This is a genomic window from Thalassoroseus pseudoceratinae (genome assembly GCF_011634775.1).
In the GTDB taxonomy this organism is placed as follows: domain Bacteria; phylum Planctomycetota; class Planctomycetia; order Planctomycetales; family Planctomycetaceae; genus Thalassoroseus; species Thalassoroseus pseudoceratinae.
Map to the genome: position 1 here is coordinate 878,034 of NZ_JAALXT010000002.1, position 20,424 is coordinate 898,457.

Annotated in this window: 11 protein-coding genes; 4 read left to right on the forward strand and 7 right to left on the reverse strand. The window is 54.2% G+C overall.

Going from position 1 to position 20,424, the window contains the following annotated elements; genetic code table 11:
* The 6 genes from G6R38_RS08980 to G6R38_RS09005 form a co-directional block, all read right to left on the reverse strand.
* On the reverse strand, positions 1–1,425 hold the full coding sequence (locus tag G6R38_RS08980; protein ID WP_166823121.1) for a DUF1501 domain-containing protein: 1,425 nt from the start codon (positions 1,423–1,425) through the stop codon (positions 1–3).
* Entirely contained in the window at positions 1,422–3,710 is a 2,289-nt protein-coding gene (locus tag G6R38_RS08985; RefSeq protein WP_240928125.1) for a serine protease, read from the reverse strand. Before G6R38_RS08985 ends, G6R38_RS08980 begins: the two co-directional genes overlap by 4 nt.
* Before the next feature lie 49 nt (positions 3,711–3,759).
* Complete coding sequence (locus G6R38_RS08990) at positions 3,760–5,997, reverse strand: DUF1549 and DUF1553 domain-containing protein (protein WP_166823127.1); 2,238 nt, start codon at positions 5,995–5,997, stop codon at positions 3,760–3,762.
* A gap of 234 nt (positions 5,998–6,231) precedes the next feature.
* Positions 6,232–7,689 (reverse strand): DUF1501 domain-containing protein, encoded by a 1,458-nt coding sequence (locus G6R38_RS08995; protein WP_166824143.1) that lies wholly within the window; start codon positions 7,687–7,689, stop codon positions 6,232–6,234.
* 22 nt (positions 7,690–7,711) lie between these two features.
* On the reverse strand, positions 7,712–10,513 hold the full coding sequence (locus G6R38_RS09000; protein WP_166823131.1) for a DUF1553 domain-containing protein: 2,802 nt from the start codon (positions 10,511–10,513) through the stop codon (positions 7,712–7,714).
* A gap of 15 nt (positions 10,514–10,528) precedes the next feature.
* Positions 10,529–11,476, reverse strand: a complete 948-nt coding sequence (locus tag G6R38_RS09005) for a PQQ-binding-like beta-propeller repeat protein (protein WP_166823136.1) — start codon at positions 11,474–11,476, stop codon at positions 10,529–10,531.
* Between the two features lie 219 nt (positions 11,477–11,695).
* Between G6R38_RS09005 and G6R38_RS09010 the strand changes: the two genes are divergently transcribed.
* The 4 genes from G6R38_RS09010 to G6R38_RS09025 all read left to right on the forward strand — a co-directional run bounded on the left by G6R38_RS09010 (position 11,696) and on the right by G6R38_RS09025 (position 17,672).
* Positions 11,696–13,156 (forward strand): sulfatase-like hydrolase/transferase, encoded by a 1,461-nt coding sequence (locus tag G6R38_RS09010; protein ID WP_166823139.1) that lies wholly within the window; start codon positions 11,696–11,698, stop codon positions 13,154–13,156.
* A gap of 52 nt (positions 13,157–13,208) precedes the next feature.
* Positions 13,209–14,654 carry a DUF1501 domain-containing protein gene (locus G6R38_RS09015; RefSeq protein ID WP_390881385.1) on the forward strand — a complete coding sequence of 482 codons (1,446 nt, stop codon included), beginning with the start codon at positions 13,209–13,211 and terminating at the stop codon, positions 14,652–14,654.
* Entirely contained in the window at positions 14,651–16,543 is a 1,893-nt protein-coding gene (locus G6R38_RS09020; protein ID WP_166823142.1) for a DUF1549 and DUF1553 domain-containing protein, read from the forward strand. The genes G6R38_RS09015 and G6R38_RS09020 overlap by 4 nt, the downstream gene beginning before the upstream one ends.
* A gap of 79 nt (positions 16,544–16,622) precedes the next feature.
* Complete coding sequence (locus tag G6R38_RS09025) at positions 16,623–17,672, forward strand: sialate O-acetylesterase (RefSeq protein WP_166823145.1); 1,050 nt, start codon at positions 16,623–16,625, stop codon at positions 17,670–17,672.
* A gap of 37 nt (positions 17,673–17,709) precedes the next feature.
* On the opposite strand, the gene G6R38_RS09030 is transcribed toward G6R38_RS09025, so the two are convergent.
* The gene (locus G6R38_RS09030; protein ID WP_166823148.1) at positions 17,710–20,373 is read right to left on the reverse strand and encodes a GDSL-type esterase/lipase family protein; all 2,664 of its coding nucleotides are present in this window, start codon (positions 20,371–20,373) and stop codon (positions 17,710–17,712) included.
* Positions 20,374–20,424: the final 51 nt, after the last annotated feature.

Here is a 20,424-nt window from a genome sequence, read left to right on the forward strand (position 1 = left end):
TTAACCCATGAGTTCCGGAATCGGGTGCCCATGGTCAACGATGGGCGTGGGGCGGCCGTTCAAGTCCTTGATAAAGATTTTGGACGAATCGATTCCCAAATGGTGATAGATCGTTGATAGAAAATCACCAGGCGTGCAGATGCGTTCGATGGAATCTTCGCCGCGTTTGTCCGTCGCTCCGATGTAACGACCGGTTTCGATTCCGCCACCAGCCCAGATGTTGGAAAATGCTCGCGGCCAGTGATCGCGACCTGGCTGCCGCGTTCCCGCCGGAGCACTGGCGTTGCCCGCACCGGTGCTCGGCTGGTAGCTAATTTTTGGTGTGCGACCAAATTCCCCGGTCACCACTACCAACACTCGATCATCCAATCCGCGTTCGTAGATGTCTTCGATCAACGCGGACACGGCTTGGTCATACGCTTGTGCCCGAAAACGAAGTGCGTCGAAGACATGGTGATTGACGGCGTGGTCATCCCAATTGTTCACACGACCGCACAACGGCCCGCGGAGACTCGTTGTCAAAATGTCGACACCCGCTTCCACCAACCGTCGCGCGAGAAGCAGTTGCTGTCCCCACGAGTTTCGGCCGTAGCGGTCGCGGGTGCGGTCATCTTCCAAAGAAAGATCGAACGCCTGCTTCGCCTTGGGATTCGTCAGCAAGGTCATCGCTTGCATTTCGAATTCATCGAGAGCCTGTAGTTCACCAACTTGGTCGAAGGAGCGTTCCAGCGTATCCAAGTTTTCCCGCAACGAAGATCGTCGACTCAGATGACGAACTTCCGACGCATCTGACAAGCCGATGTTCGGCACGACAAAGTTTGGTTTGCTCGGGTCGCCGGTGACGGAAAACGGCGAGTAAGTATCCCCCAAATATGCCGGTCCGTTGTATGTCGTTGGTGGGTTGACACCCACGTACCGAGGCAATGGGTTTTCCCGTGAACCCTCTTTCGACCGCAAGTAGTTTGCAATCGACATCCAGTCGGGATACTTCGGTTTTGGTTTGTCACGGCGGTCGGAATCGCCGGAGAGCATTTGCATCGAACCGGCTGGATGCCCGCCGGCTCCTTGTCGCATTGACCGCAAAACCGTGAACTTGTCAGCGATTTTCGCCTGCATTGGCAGGAGTTCGGTGAATTGCATCCCCGGCACTGCCGTTGGGATGGTCCCGAACGGGCCGCGGTATTCCGACTCAGCGTTGGGTTTGGGGTCGTAGGTGTCGATGTGTGAGCATCCGCCCGGCTTCCACACCATGATGACGGCGTTCCGTTTGCGATCGCTTGCTGCGGCGGTTTCCGCCCGCAATCGCAAAACACCCGGTAAGCTCAAGCTGGCGAACCCCGCCAAGCCCATTTTCAGAAATCCACGTCGACTTTGCGGTCCCGGACAGTAAGGCGATTGGGACGCGTGAAACGGATGGCTGCTCATTTTTTCTCCGCCGGTTGGACGCGAATGTTGATTGGGCGCGAGACAACAATATCAACGATGTCTTTGGGTTTGGCATTGTTCGTCGCCAATTGCAATTGTTTTTGTGCCAACTTGACGGCTTGTTCCGCCGATTTCTGACGTGACACCGCAGCCGCAGCGGATTTCGTCAATTCGGGCTTTTGTTCTTCGGTGGCCGTTTTCGCTGCTTCGGCAAGTTGGCTCGCTTCCATGGCGGCTGTCTTCGCTTTTTCCTCAGCTAATTTCAGAGCGATTTTCGCTGAGTCGACCGCCGCCAGATTGTCACGGTATTTTGCCACCGCACTTCCACAAAAAGCGATTGTGTAATCACCCGGTGGGGTTTTCAGCTTCGCCAAGTCGAGCACCGCTTCGGACTCATCAGCGTCGAGTGCAACGTCGAAGGCAGGATTCCGATCAAACCCTGCACCAAACGTTTTCACTTTCAGTTTGGTGCCCGAAAAATCGCAGCGACGAATCTGCTTGAGTGGAATGGTGAGCTTCTCACCTGCAGTGGCGATGAGCGGCTCATTACTCACCGGTGTGACGGTGATCGGTGCTTGCTCGGAATCGCTGACGGATACGGGAACGTCAGCGACTAGGCGGGGGCTGGGGATTTCAGACCAAGCATTCTTCACAGGCCAAGCCATCGATGCCAGCTGCACGGGGCGACGGATGGTCTCGCCGTTGATGAGACTTTCACCAATAAACGATGCTCGCGACAAACCACGAGGAGCGTTTTCCTCCGCCGTGACAAGCATCATTCCTCGCGTTTGGCCGGCAGGAATTTTGAGCCCCGTTGCGGTCACGCCTTCGGGAAGATTGTCCATCTTGAGTTCAATGTCACCCTTGAAACCATCGCGTCGGATTGCAACGACCTCAATCGGCATGGTGGCACCACCTCGCAGAGCGATTGGCTTTGACAATGCATTGCGGTCGCCGTTGCGGAGATTCATATGCAACGCCCAACCCGCCAACGCAAAATCGGGGGCCGCTTTGCGAATGATGAGTCGATACACATTGCGAGAGTCAGTTCGCGTGCCACCGAACAGGTCGGAAAGTTGCAGCCGATGCACGCCATCCTGCTTGATTTCCAGCTTGCCAAGAATGTCCGTCGAGCCGGCATTGTAGGGAGGGCCGTCGTATGAGTACCCGTTGCTTGAGACTTTGACGGGGCTGGCGATATCCGTCAGTTCTACAACATCCGTGAGTGATTCTTCGCCATTTGCTTCCCCGACATGTTGCACGATGATGGACGGGTCCGTTGGACGTCCCAAACGTTCCGAGGCGACTTCCACCCACCAAACTTCACCTTTCTTCGCGGTGAACTCGAAGGTGTCGACATCGGCCGCGGGAAAGAAACGACCGGAAATATCACATGGCAACGTAATAGCCTGTGCGTTCTCGTGATTGTTATTCGGTTCGGCTTCCGTCATGGACGCAACGGCTGTCAGACCCACTGGCGGCCAGGAGCAGGAACTAACTGATCGCGTTGAGGGCAGTCTGGCAATCACTTCGTCCTCGGAGGCTTCTTGCAAGACCAAGCGATAGAAGTAAAAGCGGCCACCGTTGAACGTCAGGTCGTGAACTTTGATCACGTACTGGGCGGTCTCTGGTGCCGTGAAGTTCAAAGCACCACCACGTCGTTCGACGACCAAGTCGTTTCCGTTTGCATCAGCGACGATGATCACGGGATTCAACTTGGAATCAATTCCCTTGGCGGCGCAGTCGACAACCATGCGTTGGCCTTGCTGCAAAGCCACGGTGTAGAAATCAACCGCTCTGGCGGACATGACTGCGTTACAGGTTGAGTTAATTTCCAAGGGCATCGCGGTTTCGAGCGATGTATTGGGTTTCGTTTTGATTGTCTCGGGCAGCGTTCCGACATTGAAGACCCGTGATGACGAAACACCGAGCCGCGTCATCACGCGCGCTTCATGAATTCCTGGCGGGCAATCGGACGCAATTGTGACGGTAAATTGATTCGCAATCGGTTGGCCGTCCGCATCCCGTTTGGGCTCGGCTGTGATGCCGGGATGTGAGAAGGTCAACACATCTGCGTCATCGATGTGATCACCGCTGATGCGGACATCCACGCTGGTGCCGACTTGCCCACCCATCGGCACCGTGTTCAGAAGCCGGGGGGCGGGTAAACAAACCGCCTGCGCCCAAACTGCCGATGATTCGGCCAAACCGATCAAACACCCCAGTGCAAGGATGCTGATTCGATACATGTTCTGGTCGAAGGTCTTGCGAGATATCTTCATCATTTCCCCGGAGATCTCGGAACAGTGCCGATGCGAAGACGAATGCAGTGGCTTAGTGGTTGAACAGGAATTCCTTGGTATTCATCAACGCCCAAATCAAGTCTTGCAAGTTCTGACGGAACGCTGCATTTTCGTTGAGCGGTTGGCCTTTGGCATCGATCAACGGTTCGCGAAGGTATGCGGTCGCCGTTTCAAGTTCATCCGTGCGTGGCTGTCGTGAGAATGCCGACTGATACAACTGACGAACGATTTCTTCGTCCGTCAATTCGGATTTGGCTAACTCGGCAGCTCGTCCACTGGAAGTTGTGAGTTTCGACTTGATCTCGGAAGAATTGATCAAGTGCAGACTTTGAGCCAAGCTCGACGACTGCACTCGCTCGCACTCGCAGACACTCAGATTCTCTGGGCGACCGAACACGTCTAAGAATTTCGAGGCTTTATTGTAGCTGTTATCAGGCAGTGCGACGGCTCGTGTGCCGGGGGGTAAATTCGCAAAGGATGTGGTGGCACCGGTGAGATCGTTGATCGAATCCAACAGCACCTCGGCTTCCAAACGTCGTGGGTAGAATCGTGAATAGTTTTGACGATCAACCAAGTTGAATTCGTTTGGTGAGGCGCTGAGTTGGTACGCGTTCGATTGGGTGATTACCCGTACGAGTTCTTTCAGGTCGAAGCCACTTTCGACGAAGTGCTTTTCAAGAGCGGCGAGCAATTCGGGATTGGTTGGCGGGTTGGTGTCACGGATGTCGTCTTCAGGCTCAATGAGGCCGCGAGTGAAGAAGTGCTTCCAATACCGGTTGACTAATGCCTTGGCGAAGAAGGGATTTTCTGGTTGGCTCATCCAGTTGGCGAGTCGAAGTCGCGGGTCTTCATCAGGCGGGATTGTTCCGACGTCATCCCCCAAAGCCACGGGGGGAAGCATCTCGCCGGTCTTGACGTTCTTCGCGGTCGCTTTGCCGCGTTTGTGAAAGATAAGGTCTTCGCCACGAATGGCCGTCGGTTTGCGACCGACTTGGCTGAAGAACGCTTGCAAACTGTAGTAATCGTCTTGGCTCCACCGTTCAAACGGGTGGTGATGACACTGTGCACATTGAAGCCGTACACCAAGAAACAACTGCGAGACATCTTCAAGCTGCTGCTTCGGGTCTTTGACTCGTTTGTACCAGGCAACCGGTGGATTGGCGATCACGGTGCCCGTGGCAGCCAAGAGTTCCCGGACGATCTGATCATATGGGGCATTTGCAAGGAGACTGTCCCGAATCCAGGCGTGGAACGCGAAGTTCGATGTGATATCGCTGGCGTCATCCCGACGATTCTTCAGCAACGCCGTCCATTTATTCGCAAAGTAATCCGCATACCCGGGGCTTTTGAGGAGTCGATCGACGACTTGATCACGTTTGTTCGCGTCCTCGCTTGCCAAGAACGATTCGGTTTCCTCGGCAGTTGGGAGACGCCCTGCGATGTCCAATGAAACGCGTCGCAAGAAGGTGGCATCGTCGCAAACCGATGACGGGGGAATCCCGATTTCCTTCAAATTCGCGAAGACGAATTCGTCGACGAAGTTCTTGACAGGTGGAAAACTCTCATCGGGAACAGGAGCGCCTAACGGCACCGCAGCGGTGAAGACAGCCACTTGGCCTTGGTATCGCACCATGATCGCCACTTTGCCGGGCAAGTCGTGTACCTGCACAAGACCGGTTTCCGAGACGTCTGCCAACGCATCGGAATTCGATTCAAACAGGGCCCAATCAGTGACATCGCGGGTACTGCCATCGGAGTACTTCGCGAATGCCTTTAACTGCACATTCTGACCACGTTCGATAACACCACGTTCCGGCTCGACAGAAACCGATTCCAATACGGCTTCCTCGGATTTCCCGAACGGCATTCCTTGTTCGATCCAACTAATCAAACGGTCGTAGCCGGGGGAGTTCGTTTGCAATCGAACACCACCACCATGCGGCATGCGGCCGGTGGCTTTCTGTAGAATCAAACTCTGTGCGGGGTCTGCGGGAAAAATTCGCCGTCCGCGGGCTTCGCGGACGAGGCTGTCGTAATCTTCAGCCGGCTCAAATCCCAGCAGCGATAACTGAAACCCATTCTGACCGCCACCGGCTTTCGCGTGACAAACCCCCGTGTTGCAGCCCGCTTTGGTGAAGATGGGCATGACATCATTGACGAAACTCACCGCAGTGTCGTCTGCGCGAGTTATCGGTACGCACGCCGAAATCCAGACGCATGCAGACAGCAGCGAGAAGAATCGAGGAGTTGCCAACCATTCGTAACTCATGATTGGGCCCAATCGAAGTTTTCGATCCTCGAGGGATCGGTGGAAGGATATTAGGCGGGCACTTTGATATTCGTTGTGGTCACTTCCGAGAATCTATCAACCAGCAGATACGGAATTTCCCCGTTTCGCATTACGCCGAATCTCTCAAAAGTGTATTCACCGTAACAAATCAAAGGCTGTGGATGCAAGTGGCTGTTCAAAAAATATCTATGGCCTAGTGCATGGGGGCGTTCGTCACGCCAGGATTTCGTGAATCACATCACCCTCGACGTTCGTGAGCCGACGCTCGATTCCGTTGTACTGGAAGGTGAGTTTTTCGTGATCGAGACCGAGCAGGTGGAGAATGGTCGCGTTGAAATCGTACAGGGGACGCGGATTTTCAATGGCCTTGCGACCGAGATCGTCTGTGCGTCCGTGACGAACACCGGGGCGGACGCCGGCGCCCGTGAGCCAGCATGTGAAGCCGTCGGGATTGTGATCGCGGCCTTTCGCTCCTTTCTGGAACATCGGCATGCGACCGAATTCAGTGCACCACACGACGAGCGTGTCTTCTAGCAATCCCCGTTGGCGGAGGTCGCGAATCAGACCGGCAGCCGGTTGATCGAGCACGGCCGCGTGGACATCGTACTGCTCCTTGAGTTTACTGTGACCGTCCCAGTTCAATCGGCCACCACTGGCATAAGCCCCATTGAAAAGTTGCACGAACCGCACGCCTTTTTCGATCAAACGTCGCGCAAGAATGCAGTTGCGGGCAAAGGCAGCTTTGGTTTCGTTTTCGGTATCGTCCGCTCCGTAAAGTTTCAAAATGTGAGCCGGTTCGGACGACAGATCCGTCACCTCCGGCACGCTAAGTTGCATGCGAGCGGCTAATTCATAGCTGGCAATTCGGGCGGAAAGTTTGCTGTCCGAGGCATTTTCTTCCAGGTGTCGACGATTGAGTCGATCGAGAATGGCCCGTGTTGCTTTGTCGGCTTGGGGGGATACGCCGTTCGGTTTGAGATGGCGGATCGGTTCTTTCGAGGACATCGTTGTGCCCTGAAATGCCGCCGGGAGAAAACCGGGGCCCCAATTATTGGAACCGTTTTGTGGGACGCCACGCGGATCGGGGATCGCCACATAGGCAGGGAGATTCTGGTTTTCACTGCCCAGGGCGTAAGTCACCCACGATCCGAGACTCGGGAAGCCATCCAACACGAAACCCGTGGAAAGGAAATTTTCCGCCGGTCCGTGCGTGTTGCTTTTGCTGGTGAGCGAATGCACAAAAGCAATATCATCGGTGAGTTCCGCAAGATGCGGGATCATGTCCGAAACCATCATCCCGGTTTCGCCACGCGGTCGGAATCGGTACTGCGGTCGTGCCAAGTTTCCCGCCGGACCTTGAAACGTCACCGCTGGTCCATCGGCGAGTGGCTTGCCGTCTTGCTTGATCAGTTCCGGTTTGTAGTCCCACGTTTCCAGTTGGCTGACGGCTCCCGCACAGAAAATCACAATGACGTTCTTCGCCTTCGGAGCAAAATGAGCAGGTCGGGAATCGTAGGGGTGATCGGGATTGATCTGCAACGAATCCGAGGCCAACAAACCATCACGCCCTAGCAAATTCGCGAGCGCAATCGAACCCAATCCCGTGGCGGCGTTTCCCAGGAAACCACGGCGATCAAGGAACGCTCGGCCAGAAATTGGATTGGTGGGCATATTGGATTGGGACACGAAAACCTCAAGGGATAAACAAGAACTCGTTGGAATTGAACAACGCCCGACACAGCGTGTGCAACCCGTGTTGCTCGACGATGCCGCGAAGTTCCTGGGCCTCATCGGTGCTCGGTTCCCGACTAAGGGCCAATACATACGCCGCACGGATTTGCTCGGCAACATCGTCTGGATACGTCGCAACGACTCGCTTCGCAAACGCGTTGGATTGATCGATCACAAACCGACTATTGAGCAGATTGAGCGCTTGAATTGGTGTGGTCGAGTTTCGTCGTCTCGGGGCACTTTGACCACCATCCGGGCAATCGAAGGCTCCGAAGACGCGGTCGCGTTCTCGTCGAACACGATGGGCGTAGATCATTCGTCGCAGACCGTTCGGGGGAAACACTTCAACAGGCGTAAACCCCGTGAGTCCGCCACGTTTGTCGAACAGATTGAAGCCCGGACCACCCGCCTTGGAATTGAGTTGCCCGCTAATTTGCAAAATCGAGTCGCGGATGGATTCCCCATCGAGACGGCGAGTCGGGTATCGCCATAACAGACGCACGTCTGCGTCTTGAGCCAAACCTTCTGATCGGGACAAACTCGACTGCCGATAAGTCGCCGAAAGCACGATCCGACGGTGCAGAGTTTTGATCGACCAGTCGGATTTGATGAAGTCCCGCGCGAGATAGTCGAGCAATTGCGGATGCGAGGGCGGTGTTCCGATCCGACCGAAATCGTTCGGCGTATCGACCAACCCGATACCAAAGTGTGATTGCCAAATTCGATTGACCATCACGCGGGCGGTCAACGGATTCGCGGGATCGACGATCCAATCCGCTAACGCACGACGTCGATCGTGCTCAGTGTCCGGTTGACCTGACGGCAGCGTTCCAAAGACATCGGGAATGTTGGCGGACACTGGCTCGAGCGGTTGCTCGGGGTCGCCACGACGCAGCAGGTGGATTTCATCCGGCTCGCGGAATCGACCGGCAAAGATTTTGAGCGAGTTGTTCTGCTGTCGAATGGCTGCTTCGTGTTGTGTCTTCTCTCGAATGATTCGGTTGGCGTGTTGCTTCTGACCGGCATCGAGAATTTGCAGGTTGAGTTGCCAACCCTTGTCGCTTGGATTATACGTCTGACGATCCCCCGAACTGGCGACCCGTTGCCATTCGCCGGAGGTAGTTGACACGAGGATTTCATAGTCCGTCGCGAGTCGATCTTTGTACTTTTTCGTGCGGTCTCTTCCCCATTGAATCCGTTCGATTTCGATTGGTTCGGGCAATGTGAATTCCAACCATCCTCCGCCGTTCTCGTTGGACATCCAACTCCTGGAGTTTCCATATTGGCCATCGTTCACAAATTCCAACTGATGCCGATTCGGTTGAGTGCGGCTGCCGGATGCTTGGACATCGGTTCCGAAACTCGTCAACGCGACATTCTCACCGGCAGTTGAAATGATCTCCAGTTCGTCAATGCATGGTTCAAGCCGGTTTGTTGCGTTGATCGTGAATCGAACTTTCTGAGTGACGACTGGCAGGAATCGGTCGATGTTCAATTCCGAGTTGATGCTTGGCCGTTTTGGTGTGTCGGTGGTTGGGGCGGACTGCACGTTCGCCAAGGGAGCGAGAGACTGTAGCTCACGATCGATTGCCTCAATCCGTTTTCGGTACTCGCGAATCTGCGTTCGTGCCCTGTTCGCTCGGGGCGTCTGAGCGTCACGGTCTTGGTACTCGACACCGGCGACGAACGCCTGCATCGCGTAGTATTCCTTCTGCGAGATCGGATCGAATTTGTGATCGTGACAGCGTGCGCAGCCGATGCTCATGCCCAGAAATGTTTGCCCGATGTTCGTCACGATCTCATCGAGAGAATCCTGGCGGGCAAGACGTTTCGATTCTTCATCCTTCCCAATCTGCCCCGGCAGCAAAACGGAGGCCGTCACCAGAAACCCTGTGGCGGCGTCTTGGCTGAGTCGGTCGCCTACCAATTGTTCTCTGATGAATTGATCGTAAGGTGTGTCACGGTTGAATGCGTCAATCACATAGTCCCGATACGGCCACGCATTTGGTCGTTCCGTGTTGACTTCGAACCCGTGTGTGTCGGCGTAGCGGACCACGTCCAACCAATGCTGCGCCCAACGTTCTCCATACTTCGGTGAGCCCAACAGCCGATTGACAACGGTTTCAAAGGCGTGTGGTTGGTCGTCCTGAAGGAATGCCGATAACTCCGCTGGTGTCGGGGGAAGACCAGTCAAGTCGTAAGTGACTCGACGCAACCATGCCGCTCGGTGGGCCGGTGGCGACGGTGCGAGTCCGGCGTGTTCCAAGCGGGCCAGGATGAAACGGTCAATTTCATCCCGCGGCCAGCTTTGCGTTTTGACACTCGGCGGTGTCGGATTGGAAATCGGTTTGAACGACCAGTGATCACGTTTGTCGATCGCTTCGGCGAGGTCAACTCCGTCTGGCCAATTGGCTCCGCTGTCGATCCATTTGGTGAGCGTGGCCACTTCGGTCGGGTTCAGTCCTTCGCCGTCGGGAGGCATGACGAGTTCGCCATCCTGGTCGCGGGTGAACTGAATGAGATAACTCGCCGCCGCTTTCCCTGGCACAATCGGTCTATCGTACAGATCACCACCAGCGAACGCCTCCGACTTGATATCCAACCGAAAACCGCTTTTTTGTTTCTCTCCCGCATGGCATGAGTAGCAATGCTTCTCGAAGATCGGACGCACATCCCGCACAAAGTCGATCTCCGCCGACATCGCGATTGTCGCTGTCGATAAGCAAGCGACGAGAACAACGAATTGGATGAAAAGCCGTGACATAATCGTGGTCAATTTCTATGGGTCGAGTTGTTCCAATTGGCGACGAACCAGGGCGGACTGCTTGGCATCGAGAATCTGCCAACATGCCAAACCATTGCCAACGAGGTCCCACTCATCGAATTGCCAGACGACTTGCTTGTCTTTCGTGATCTCGAAAATCTGCGGATTGTTCTCGCCCGCATGACAGTTCCCGACAGCGATATTCCCGTTCGGCAATTCTTGGAGACACGTCATCCACCCCAACGTGATGTCGGTCTGCGGGACCGTCTTCGATATCTCCCAGACGACTTTCTTCTCCGGCGAGACTTCCACGACACTGTTGCCGTTGCCCGAACAAATCATGGTGTTGCCATTGTCCAAGCGAATTGCACCGAACACGCGGGTGCCGATTTCGTACTCCCACACAATGTCACCGGCTTCGTCGTATTCCGTGACTGTGCCAGGATTCTCTGCACACACCAAATAGTGACCGTTTTTCAAGACTCGCATCAATCGTGTGTGTTTCCGTCCGCCGTCACCCAGTGGGATTTCCTTCACCAAGTTTCCATCGCGATCGACGTGGATGATTCGTCCCACACCGCTTTCGACAATCACCGTCTCGCCGTTTGCCAACCGATCAAACGCGTGCACATCCACCCGACGATCGCGATTGCCATTTGCATTGGCACTGTCGTATTCCCACACGATTTTTTTGCCGAGCGTGATCTCTTTGAGCTTCGTCCAAGAGTCGTGAAACAGAATGTTCCCATTCGGCAGTAGATGGACGTCGTGATGTCCCGCATGTCCGCGTTTCGGTCCGGCGGTCTTGTGCTTCCACAAAACGTTTCCGTCGATATCGCAAATAGCAAGCACGTTTTTCCCATAGGAAGCACCAACCAGGACCAACCGATCACTCGGTTCCGCCGCCAAACCAGCACTTGCCGTCAAAGACAGCAGCAGAGCCCAACACAGTGATATCTTCATCGAGCGAGACACTTTCGTGGACGAGGAAATGTGAACACAGAAGTTCGATCCGAAACGGATGTGCGAATTCGTGAGTACCGTTTTCGCACCATTGGCACGATTCATCAACCGTAGTGGCGGTTTGAATCAGTTTGCTGACTGGCATCATCTTAACCCATCAGGCTACACTGATCGTTGGCGAAATGAACACACATTGACCGCAATCGGAGAACCATTGGTATGAATTGTAGACTGTTCAAGTCTTTCCTTTTCTCGTGTTTTTTCGTGTTGTTCTTGGGGCAGTCGTCGCTGACGGTCGCGGCTGAAGAGAATAATTCTCGGCCGAACTTCATCCTCTGCATGGCAGATGATCAAGGATGGGGCGACGTGGCCTACAATGGGCATCCCGTGCTGCAAACGCCGGTGCTGGACGAAATGGCCCGAACCGGTTTGCGATTCGATAATTTCTACGCCGCCTGTCCCGTGTGTTCGCCAACGCGAGGAAGCGTGCTCACCGGGCGACATCCCAACCGTTTCGGTTGTTTTAGCTGGGGTCACACACTTCGGCCGCAAGAAATCACCATCGCCGAAGCACTGAAAGAAGCGGGGTACACGACCGGACATTTCGGCAAGTGGCATTTGGGATCGGTCCGAAAGAATAGTCCGGTCAATCCCGGTCAGAGTGGGTTCGACGAATGGGCCTCCAGCCCGAACTTCTACGAGAACAGTCCGCTCTTGAGCCACAACGGCGACGTCATCGAAACCGAGGGCGAGAGCTCGATGGTCACGATTGATCTCGCTTTGAATTTCATGAAGTCTGCGACGAAGAAGGATCAACCGTTCTTGGCCGTCATTTGGTTCGGCAATCCGCACACTCCGCATCAGGCACAGGATCATTTGAAGAAGCTGTACCCCAAACAGAAACCGGCATTACAGAACTATTACGGCGAGGTCACCGGCATCGACCAGGCGATGGGGCACCTTCGCAAGCAACTTCGTTCCCTAAACATCGCCGACAACACGCTACTTTGGTACACCAGCGACAACGGTGGTCGGAAACCGGGATCGACGGGCGGTCTGCGTGGTCAAAAGGGGAGTGTCTGGGAAGGCGGTTTGAAGGTGCCCGCCATCATCGAGTGGCCAGCCGTCGTGAAGTCACCGCGTCAAATTGCGATGCGAGCCAACACCGTGGATATCTTTCCAACGCTGCTCGACATCGTGGACACAGATCTCGGTGAAATCGAAAAGCAAATTCCAGTCCTTGATGGTGTCAGCTTGCAACCGACAATTTCCGGAAACGAGCAATCGCGACCGGGCTTTGGGTTTTGGCAATATCCAACGCGGGGCAACGGACGGCGGAGTCGTGAAATGTTGGTCGACTACCGGAAGGAACTGCAAGCAGGGACCGCATTTGACGACCCGGAAAAACTCGACGCCGATGCTGGGAAGATCGAACCCATCGAACTCCCCGAGCGATTCCCCGGCCATGCTGCTTGGATTGAGGGCGATTTGAAGCTTCATCGAATTCCCACGAAAGGCAATCAGTTTCGTTACGAACTCTACGACCTCGCTAGCGACCCCAAAGAAACAACCGACATCCTTGGGGCTCAGGTCAACGCAGGCAAAGAGATGACAGGAAAATTGCACCGCTGGCAAACGTCAGTCATGCATAGTTTCAACGGTGAGGACTACCGAGACTGATATCTGCTGGATTTCAGTCTTTGCCGCTGAACCGCTTCCCCAAGTCGGGCTACTGTCACTGCGAATCGAACTTCACAATCAGGCGGAGAATCCCGTGAATCGACGGCAATTTCTATCAACCGCAGGTTCCGGCTTCGGTGCAGTCGCATTGGCGGCAATGCAGCCCAACGGTTTCGCTCCGACGGCGTTGGCGACCGAAGGAGAGCGAACCTGGTTCGATCCGCAACGGGCACGGGCAAAACGAATCATTTGGCTGTTCATGCATGGGGGACCGAGCCACGTCGATTTGTTCGACCCTAAACCCGAACTCAAACGACTCGCGGGGCAACCGGTTCCGGATAGTTTCGGGATGATCCGCAGTCGTCGAAAAGTCGCGCAGAACCCGTTGCTCGGTCCGATCAAACCGTTCCGACCCCGTGGAGAATCGGGAATCGAAATCAGCGATTTTCTGCCGAACATCGCCGAACACGCCGACGATTTATGCGTGATTCGCAGTATGCATGGCGACAGCGTGAACCACCCGCAGTCGGTGTACCAAATGAATACCGGCAGCATTCTCATGGGGCGTCCCAGCGTTGGGAGTTGGGTGTCCTACGGGCTCGGTTCCGATAACGAAGACTTGCCGGCGTTCGTTGTGCTGCCTGATCCGAAAGGCGGATTGAAAGGTGGTCCACCCGCGTGGGGCAACGGATTTCTGCCCGCGAGTTATCAAGGCGTGACCATGCGAGCCGGTGCCGAGCCGATTCTACACCTCAAGCCACCACAAGGGGTCTCGGAGAGGCAGCAACGTGCAACGTTGGAATTGACCGGATTTCTCAACCGGGAACACCAAGCTCTGCGAAATGGCGACGACGAATTGAATGCTCGGATTCAAGCCTACGAACTTGCTTTTCGGATGCAGTCAGCGGCACCTGAATTAGTCGATATCACGCAGGAAACCAAAGCAACTCAGCAAAGTTATGGTCTCGACCGTAAGGAAACACGAGACTTCGGGCAACGCTGTCTGCTGGCTCGCCGGATGGTCGAACGCGGTGTGCGGTTCGTGCAAGTGTATTCCGGCGACACCAATGGATGGGATGCTCACAAGGATGTGAAATCGAACCACACCAGCCATTGTCTCGCGACCGATGCCCCAGTCGCAGCGTTACTGAAAGACCTCAAACAACGCGGACTCTGGGACGACACACTCGTCGTGTGGGGTGGCGAATTTGGGCGAATGCCAATGAGTGAATCCGGCACCGGTCGCGATCATAATCCCTGGGGCTATAGCATTTGGCTCGCGGGTGGTGCCGTCAAAGGGGGAATGGCTTACGGTGCCACCGATCCAGTCGGACTACGTGCAACGGAAAAACCTGTCCACATTCGCAATCTGCACGCAACGCTATTGGACATTCTGGGCGTCGATCCGGAAGCCCTGTCATACTATCACAACGGCCTCGATGAACGCCTCATCGGTCCCACCGACGACGTTGAAACTGTCCAGGAAATCCTCGCATGAAGCGTTCGACTCTAAAGATCACCGCCTTGATATTTGCTTTGATATCACCGGCATCGCTCGTCGCGACAGAGAACGAATCCATCGCCACGAAGGAAGTCGTGGAACCGGAAATCGACGAATTCGACCGTGATCATTGGTCGTTCCAACCGCTAAAGCCCGTTAAACTACCAACGGTGCAGGCAAGTGAGTGGGTCGAGAATCCGATTGATCTCTTCATCCTAAGGCAACTAGAAGAAAACGACCTCGTACCGACACCGCGAGCTAGCCGAACCGTATTGCTGCGTCGGCTCAAGTATGATCTCCTTGGGTTGCCACCCACTCCAGACGAACTAGCCGCGTTTGAGGCCGATCAGAAACCAGGGGCGTATCACCGACTCGTCGAACGATTCCTAAGTTCACCCGCCTACGGAGAGCGTTGGGCACAGCACTGGCTTGATTTAGCTCGCTTCGCCGAGACCGATGGCTTTGAGCACGACAAGGTCCGAACCGGTGCATGGAAATATCGGCAATGGGTCATCAATGCGCTCAATGACGACCTGTCATATGATCGGTTTGTTGAACTGCAACTCGTGGGAGATCAAACCGGCAACAAAGACGATGCCATCGCAACGATGTTTTGTCTTGCAGGTCCGGATATGCCGGATATCAATGAGCAAGACCTTCGTCGTCACGACAAACTCAATGAGATTGCATCGACTATCGGGGCGACATTGCTCGGATTACAGATGCACTGTGCCCAATGCCACGACCATAAGTACGACCCCATCAGCCAAGCCGACTTCTATCGGTTGCGAGGCATTTTCGAGTCAGCAGTTCCCGTGATGAAACGAGATCGCCCGGTGTTGCAGTTGACGAAACAAAAGCAATCGGTTTCACCCTATCTTTACCGTCGCGGTGAGTTGTCGAATCAAGGACCGCAAGTTGAACCCAAGCCACCGCGGATCGCTTGTTTGGGGCGTGTTCATGAAACTTTTGATACCGACCATCCCCGGAAAGCATTTGCCAGATGGCTTTTTCACGAAGACAACCCACTAACTGCCCGAGTGATGGTCAATCGCGTCTGGCAATATCATTTCGGCAAGAGTCTTTGCGAAAACCCAAGTGATTTCGGAGTGGTTGCGGTAGGTCCGTCACATCCTCAGTTGCTCGATTGGCTGGCGTTGGAGTTCCGTGAAAGTGGCTGGAGTTTGAAACATCTTCACAGACTCATCCTGACATCGGCAATATATCAGCAAGCGAGTTATCTTGGTTCCGATCGTTTGGCGGATCGACCTGCCTATGAGTCTGCACTTTCAGTCGATCCAAGCAACAATCTCTATAGTCGATTCCCACGGAAACGCTTAGAGGGCGAAGTGATTCGCGACGCACTCTTGGCCGTCAGTGGGCAATTGAACTTGGAATTTGGTGGCCCCAGCGTTATGCCACCGCTACCACCCGAGTTGCTGAAGACTCTGTTGAAAGGGCAATGGAAAACCGACTCTGATTCTCGGAGTCATCATCGACGCAGTATCTACGTGTTTGCACGGCGAAACCTTAGATACCCAATTTTCGATGTGTTCGATCGACCCGATGCCGGCGCTTCGTGTGCGCGTCGTAATCAATCAACGACGGCAATTCAGTCGCTGCAAATGCTCAATAGTGAATTAACGTTACAAGCCGCGGCCGGACTGTGTGATCGACTACTGGCGGTTGAGTTCGATCGTTCATTGACGGGATATCAAATGCTAGTCGATCGCTTGTTTCTGATCACTCTGTCACGGCATCCGAGTCCTCAGGAACGCGATCGGTTTTGCAACGTTCTTAGTCAAGACGAGTTGCAGCTTCGTGATAGCCTCCTGACGGCATGCATGGCAGTGTTGAATTCGAATGAGTTCGTCTACATCGACTAATCCAAGCTGGCATCTTGCATGCTCACAGCACAACCTATCTCTGGATACTAGCAACACAACCCTAGAAGAGGTCAGTCAAATGTTGCGTCGAACTCTTGTGTTCTTCATGTCACTGTTCGTTGCTATCTCAACGCAGACGATCTGGGCCGACGAGGTTTCAGGGGATGTTGTGAAGGTGTTCATTCTCGCTGGGCAATCAAATATGGAGGGGAAGGCCCAGTTACCCCTCCTGCAACACCAAATTACTGCACCGGAAACGAAGGGTATTTTTGCCCATTTGCACCGTGATGGCGAGTTCATAGTGCGTGACGACGTCTGGATCAAGTTTCTTGGAAGGAAGGGGCGTTTGACGGTCGGTTATGGTAGCCCCAAACGATGCGGTGTCGAACTAGAGTTTGGATTCACAGTCGGCGATCACTACGACGAGCCGGTCTTGATAATCAAAACTGCATGGGGCGGCAAAAGCCTGTTTCGAGATTTTCGTCCGCCGTCATCCGGGATGCCCGATGCAAGTGTTCTCGCTGACGACCTGGAACGTGCACGCAAACGTCGTCCTAGTACTTCGGAACAAGAGGTTCGTGAGTCGTATGGAAAGTACTATCGACTCATGATCAGCGACGTGCAAGATACTCTCGAAAACTTGGGGACTCACTTCCCGGAACTCAAAAACAAGAAGCCGGAACTTGCTGGGTTTGTGTGGTTTCAGGGCTTCAATGATATGATCAATGAACAGTACTCAGCAGCCTATCCGAAGCATATGGCAAACTTCATTCGAGACGTGCGACAAGAATTGCAGGCTCCCCAACTGCCTTTTGTGATTGGTCAGCTAGGCGTCGGTGGTGATCGCGATAATGATTCCGACTCTCGGCGAGAGCAATTCAAAGCGAATCAAATCGCACCGGCGAAGTTGCCGGAGTTTCGTGACAATGTGCTCGTGGTCAAGACGGACCAGTACTGGGACTGGGAAGCCCAAGCCGTGTTTGATAAGGGGTGGCGGAACCACATTGACGAATGGAACCGTGTCGGGTCCGACTACCCCTATCATTATTTGGGAAGCCACAAGTGTTATGGCCGAATCGGTCGAGCATTTGCCGAGACGCTTATTAACGATGCGTCTTCAGAAAAATAGTAGAATGTTCGAGAAGCTAGTGATCTTTCTTCCTATACTATTCTATTGCCATTTGCCGGAACCAATCCTTGATGATCGTTTCGGCATTTTCTTGACTATTAGTTGGACGGTCGAGCAGGTGGAGATCTTGTGCGTTCACTAGCGTTCGAATAAGTTCATCGTGTGAAGTCGGTTCTGGAAGTGGTTCCCCGATGGATGGGTGTATCACCAGACAATCCCAGGTTGGGGGGCCAAAATTCAGTGACCAATTCATGATCCAGGCATACGAGTTTGCAAATTCCAAATCAGAGGCCGCGGTTGCTGATCGAGGAACTGCGATCACAACGAGGTCCGGTTTCGTTGCCCGGACACGCTTTTCTGCATCGCTTCGAATTTCCGATAAGGATTGATCGGCAACTGACCACGGTTGTACCGTGATTTCGCCTTTTGGATAGACAGCCCGCAATTCTGACTCAACTATTTGATCAAACGGTTCCATTGCGAGCACTCGAATTGGTTGTCCTTCTTTGAGTTTCGCACGCAAGTGTGAGAGTGCTGGTTTCGGCGGGGGGACGTCGTCTAACGAAATTCTTAGCCCCGTGATTGTTTGTGCCAACGCTGTTGCGATGCGTTGATGACCGTCCATGTTAGGGTGGATTTCGTCGCTCATCAGGAGTCGCCATGGAAACTCGCTATGGGTACGAACCGCATCCAGTTCTCGATAGCAGTCACAAATAGGCACATTCAGTTCACGTGCAACTTCGCGAATCACATCGCAGTACTCAATCAGTTTTTGCGTCGGTCGCCGATCTGTGGAGACGACGTTGTTGGGAGTTGCCAAAACCACTTCACTACCGATCTCTCGGCATTGCGTCACGATCTGTGTCAGATTTTCGTGATACTGATCGATCGGGACTCGCGTCATATCATTCAGTCCAAACATGACGGTCACAAGGTCTGGCTTTCGGGCCAAGACATCACGCTCGATTCGAGCCAAGGCATTCACAGTGGTATGGCCACTGATCCCGGCGTTGATCATCTCGATTTTCGCACTTGGTTGGACTCGCTGCAGGGCGATTCCTAGCATGTCGGTATAGGCCCGTCGACTTCCGGTGTGATAATACACGCCTGTGACACTATCACCGAAACACACGACTCGAATCGGATCACCCGCCATCAACTTCGCACGGGTTTTCAACGCGGGACCAATGACTCGATCAAGGACAGGTTTGATCGTCGCGGCAATTTTCCTGTGCCCAGTGGGGTTGGGGTGGCAGCCATCCGTCGTCCAGTCTCGTAAGTTTGTACCGTCGGTTTCGGCAGCGGTCCATTTTGCGAAGTGGTCGACCAAAGGAACTCGCCATTCGTTTGCCACCTCTCGGCATGCGGTCATGAACGGTTCAAGCTTGATGTTGGGGTTCTCTCCGAGACCATTGGAACGTGCATCGTCCGCCCAACGCGGTTCGGTCATCAGAATCGGTTGAACACCTCGACGCAGCATTTCCGAGACAATCGTTGTCAAGTTTTTCCGATAGGCTTCGACGGAAATTCGGCTTTCGGATTTCCCTTGGTCCACGTAGCTATCGTTTGTGCCATACATGATCGTGACAATGTCCGGTTGATTCGCGAGCACGCGATCCAAACGTTTAATCGCTTGGTCGGTCCGCTCTCCGCCAATTCCGACATTTACAACTTGACCGGAAACGCCTTCCGGCAGTTGAGACTCTAACAACGCGGCAAACGTTTGATCGGATGTCACTCCAGACCGAACTCCCTTGGTGATGGAGTCACCCAAGGTGACGATTGTGAGATGACGGTGATTCTTAGTGAGTTTTGATTCAAGTCGAAGAAGCGAGTCAGCGAACATTCGGCCAACTTCAAGCGTCCCACTCGAGTCGAAATGAGCGGCGTTGGCGATCGTCGCAGATGAGGTGTCCATGTATTCGCAGAGCGGATCAGTCGCGGCAACACGCTTTTGTTGCTCGACAACGATCGGCATAAATTGGTTTTCACCATTCCCGAAACGTGTGTTGACCGCGACTAACGCTAGCAAGTCTGGGGTTTCAAGATCGCGACGCAGTGCGGCTAACATTTCACGGAGAGCATTGGCGTAATTCGCCGCATCCCGGGAGTTGGCATCGCTCTCGCCCTGAACCCAAGCCAATGCCTTCGGTTTCAGTGTGATACCTTGCTCCCGACCGGCTTCAATGGCAGTGCGGACTTCTTCAATCAACGCGCGGTAACAACTGCCGCCGTCACCGGGATCGTTGGGATTCCAATCCTGTCGCAACCCCGTGCCGCTAAAAGCCACTTTGACGATCGCGAGCGGTCGTTTCGTCCGCGTTTGCAGTGTGCGTGCGAGACCAATTTCCGGGCCAAATCCTCCCTCCTTCTGGGCGAAGTTGCCGTATTGTCGCCCCTCTTTGGGACGCTTCGGATTTCCGAGTGACTGAGGTTGCAGGTGAGTCCATTTCTGTCCGCTACTTGAATCATGGACATCGGGCGGCGGATCGCCTGTTCGCCACCAGAACAGAATCCGAGAGTCATTGTCATCACTCGGCAGTTCACTCGGTTTGGCATCGTATCCAACCGCGTTCGATTGACCAGCCACGATCAGCAAGTCTCGCTCTTCAGCAAGTCCCGGATGAGTTGTTAGTGAGACCAGTAGTCCGGTCAATAGTCCAGTGAACCATGTCGTAAACGTTTTTCTGTATGTGATCATACGGTGACTCATTGCTGAGGGCGGCGGAATAGAACGCAAACGCTCTGTGCG

Bases quoted from the DNA above. Each gene is read 5' to 3' on its own strand.
- G6R38_RS08980 (WP_166823121.1), bottom strand. From the start codon at position 1,425: ATGAGCAGCCATCCGTTTCACGCGTCCCAATCGCCTTACTGTCCGGGA.
- G6R38_RS08985 (WP_240928125.1), bottom strand. From the start codon at position 3,710: ATGATGAAGATATCTCGCAAGACCTTCGACCAGAACATGTATCGAATC.
- G6R38_RS08990 (WP_166823127.1), bottom strand. From the start codon at position 5,997: ATGAGTTACGAATGGTTGGCAACTCCTCGATTCTTCTCGCTGCTGTCT.
- G6R38_RS08995 (WP_166824143.1), bottom strand. From the start codon at position 7,689: ATGCCCACCAATCCAATTTCTGGCCGAGCGTTCCTTGATCGCCGTGGT.
- G6R38_RS09000 (WP_166823131.1), bottom strand. From the start codon at position 10,513: ATGTCACGGCTTTTCATCCAATTCGTTGTTCTCGTCGCTTGCTTATCG.
- G6R38_RS09005 (WP_166823136.1), bottom strand. From the start codon at position 11,476: ATGAAGATATCACTGTGTTGGGCTCTGCTGCTGTCTTTGACGGCAAGT.
- G6R38_RS09010 (WP_166823139.1), top strand. From the start codon at position 11,696: ATGAATTGTAGACTGTTCAAGTCTTTCCTTTTCTCGTGTTTTTTCGTG.
- G6R38_RS09020 (WP_166823142.1), top strand. From the start codon at position 14,651: ATGAAGCGTTCGACTCTAAAGATCACCGCCTTGATATTTGCTTTGATA.
- G6R38_RS09025 (WP_166823145.1), top strand. From the start codon at position 16,623: ATGTTGCGTCGAACTCTTGTGTTCTTCATGTCACTGTTCGTTGCTATC.
- G6R38_RS09030 (WP_166823148.1), bottom strand. From the start codon at position 20,373: ATGATCACATACAGAAAAACGTTTACGACATGGTTCACTGGACTATTG.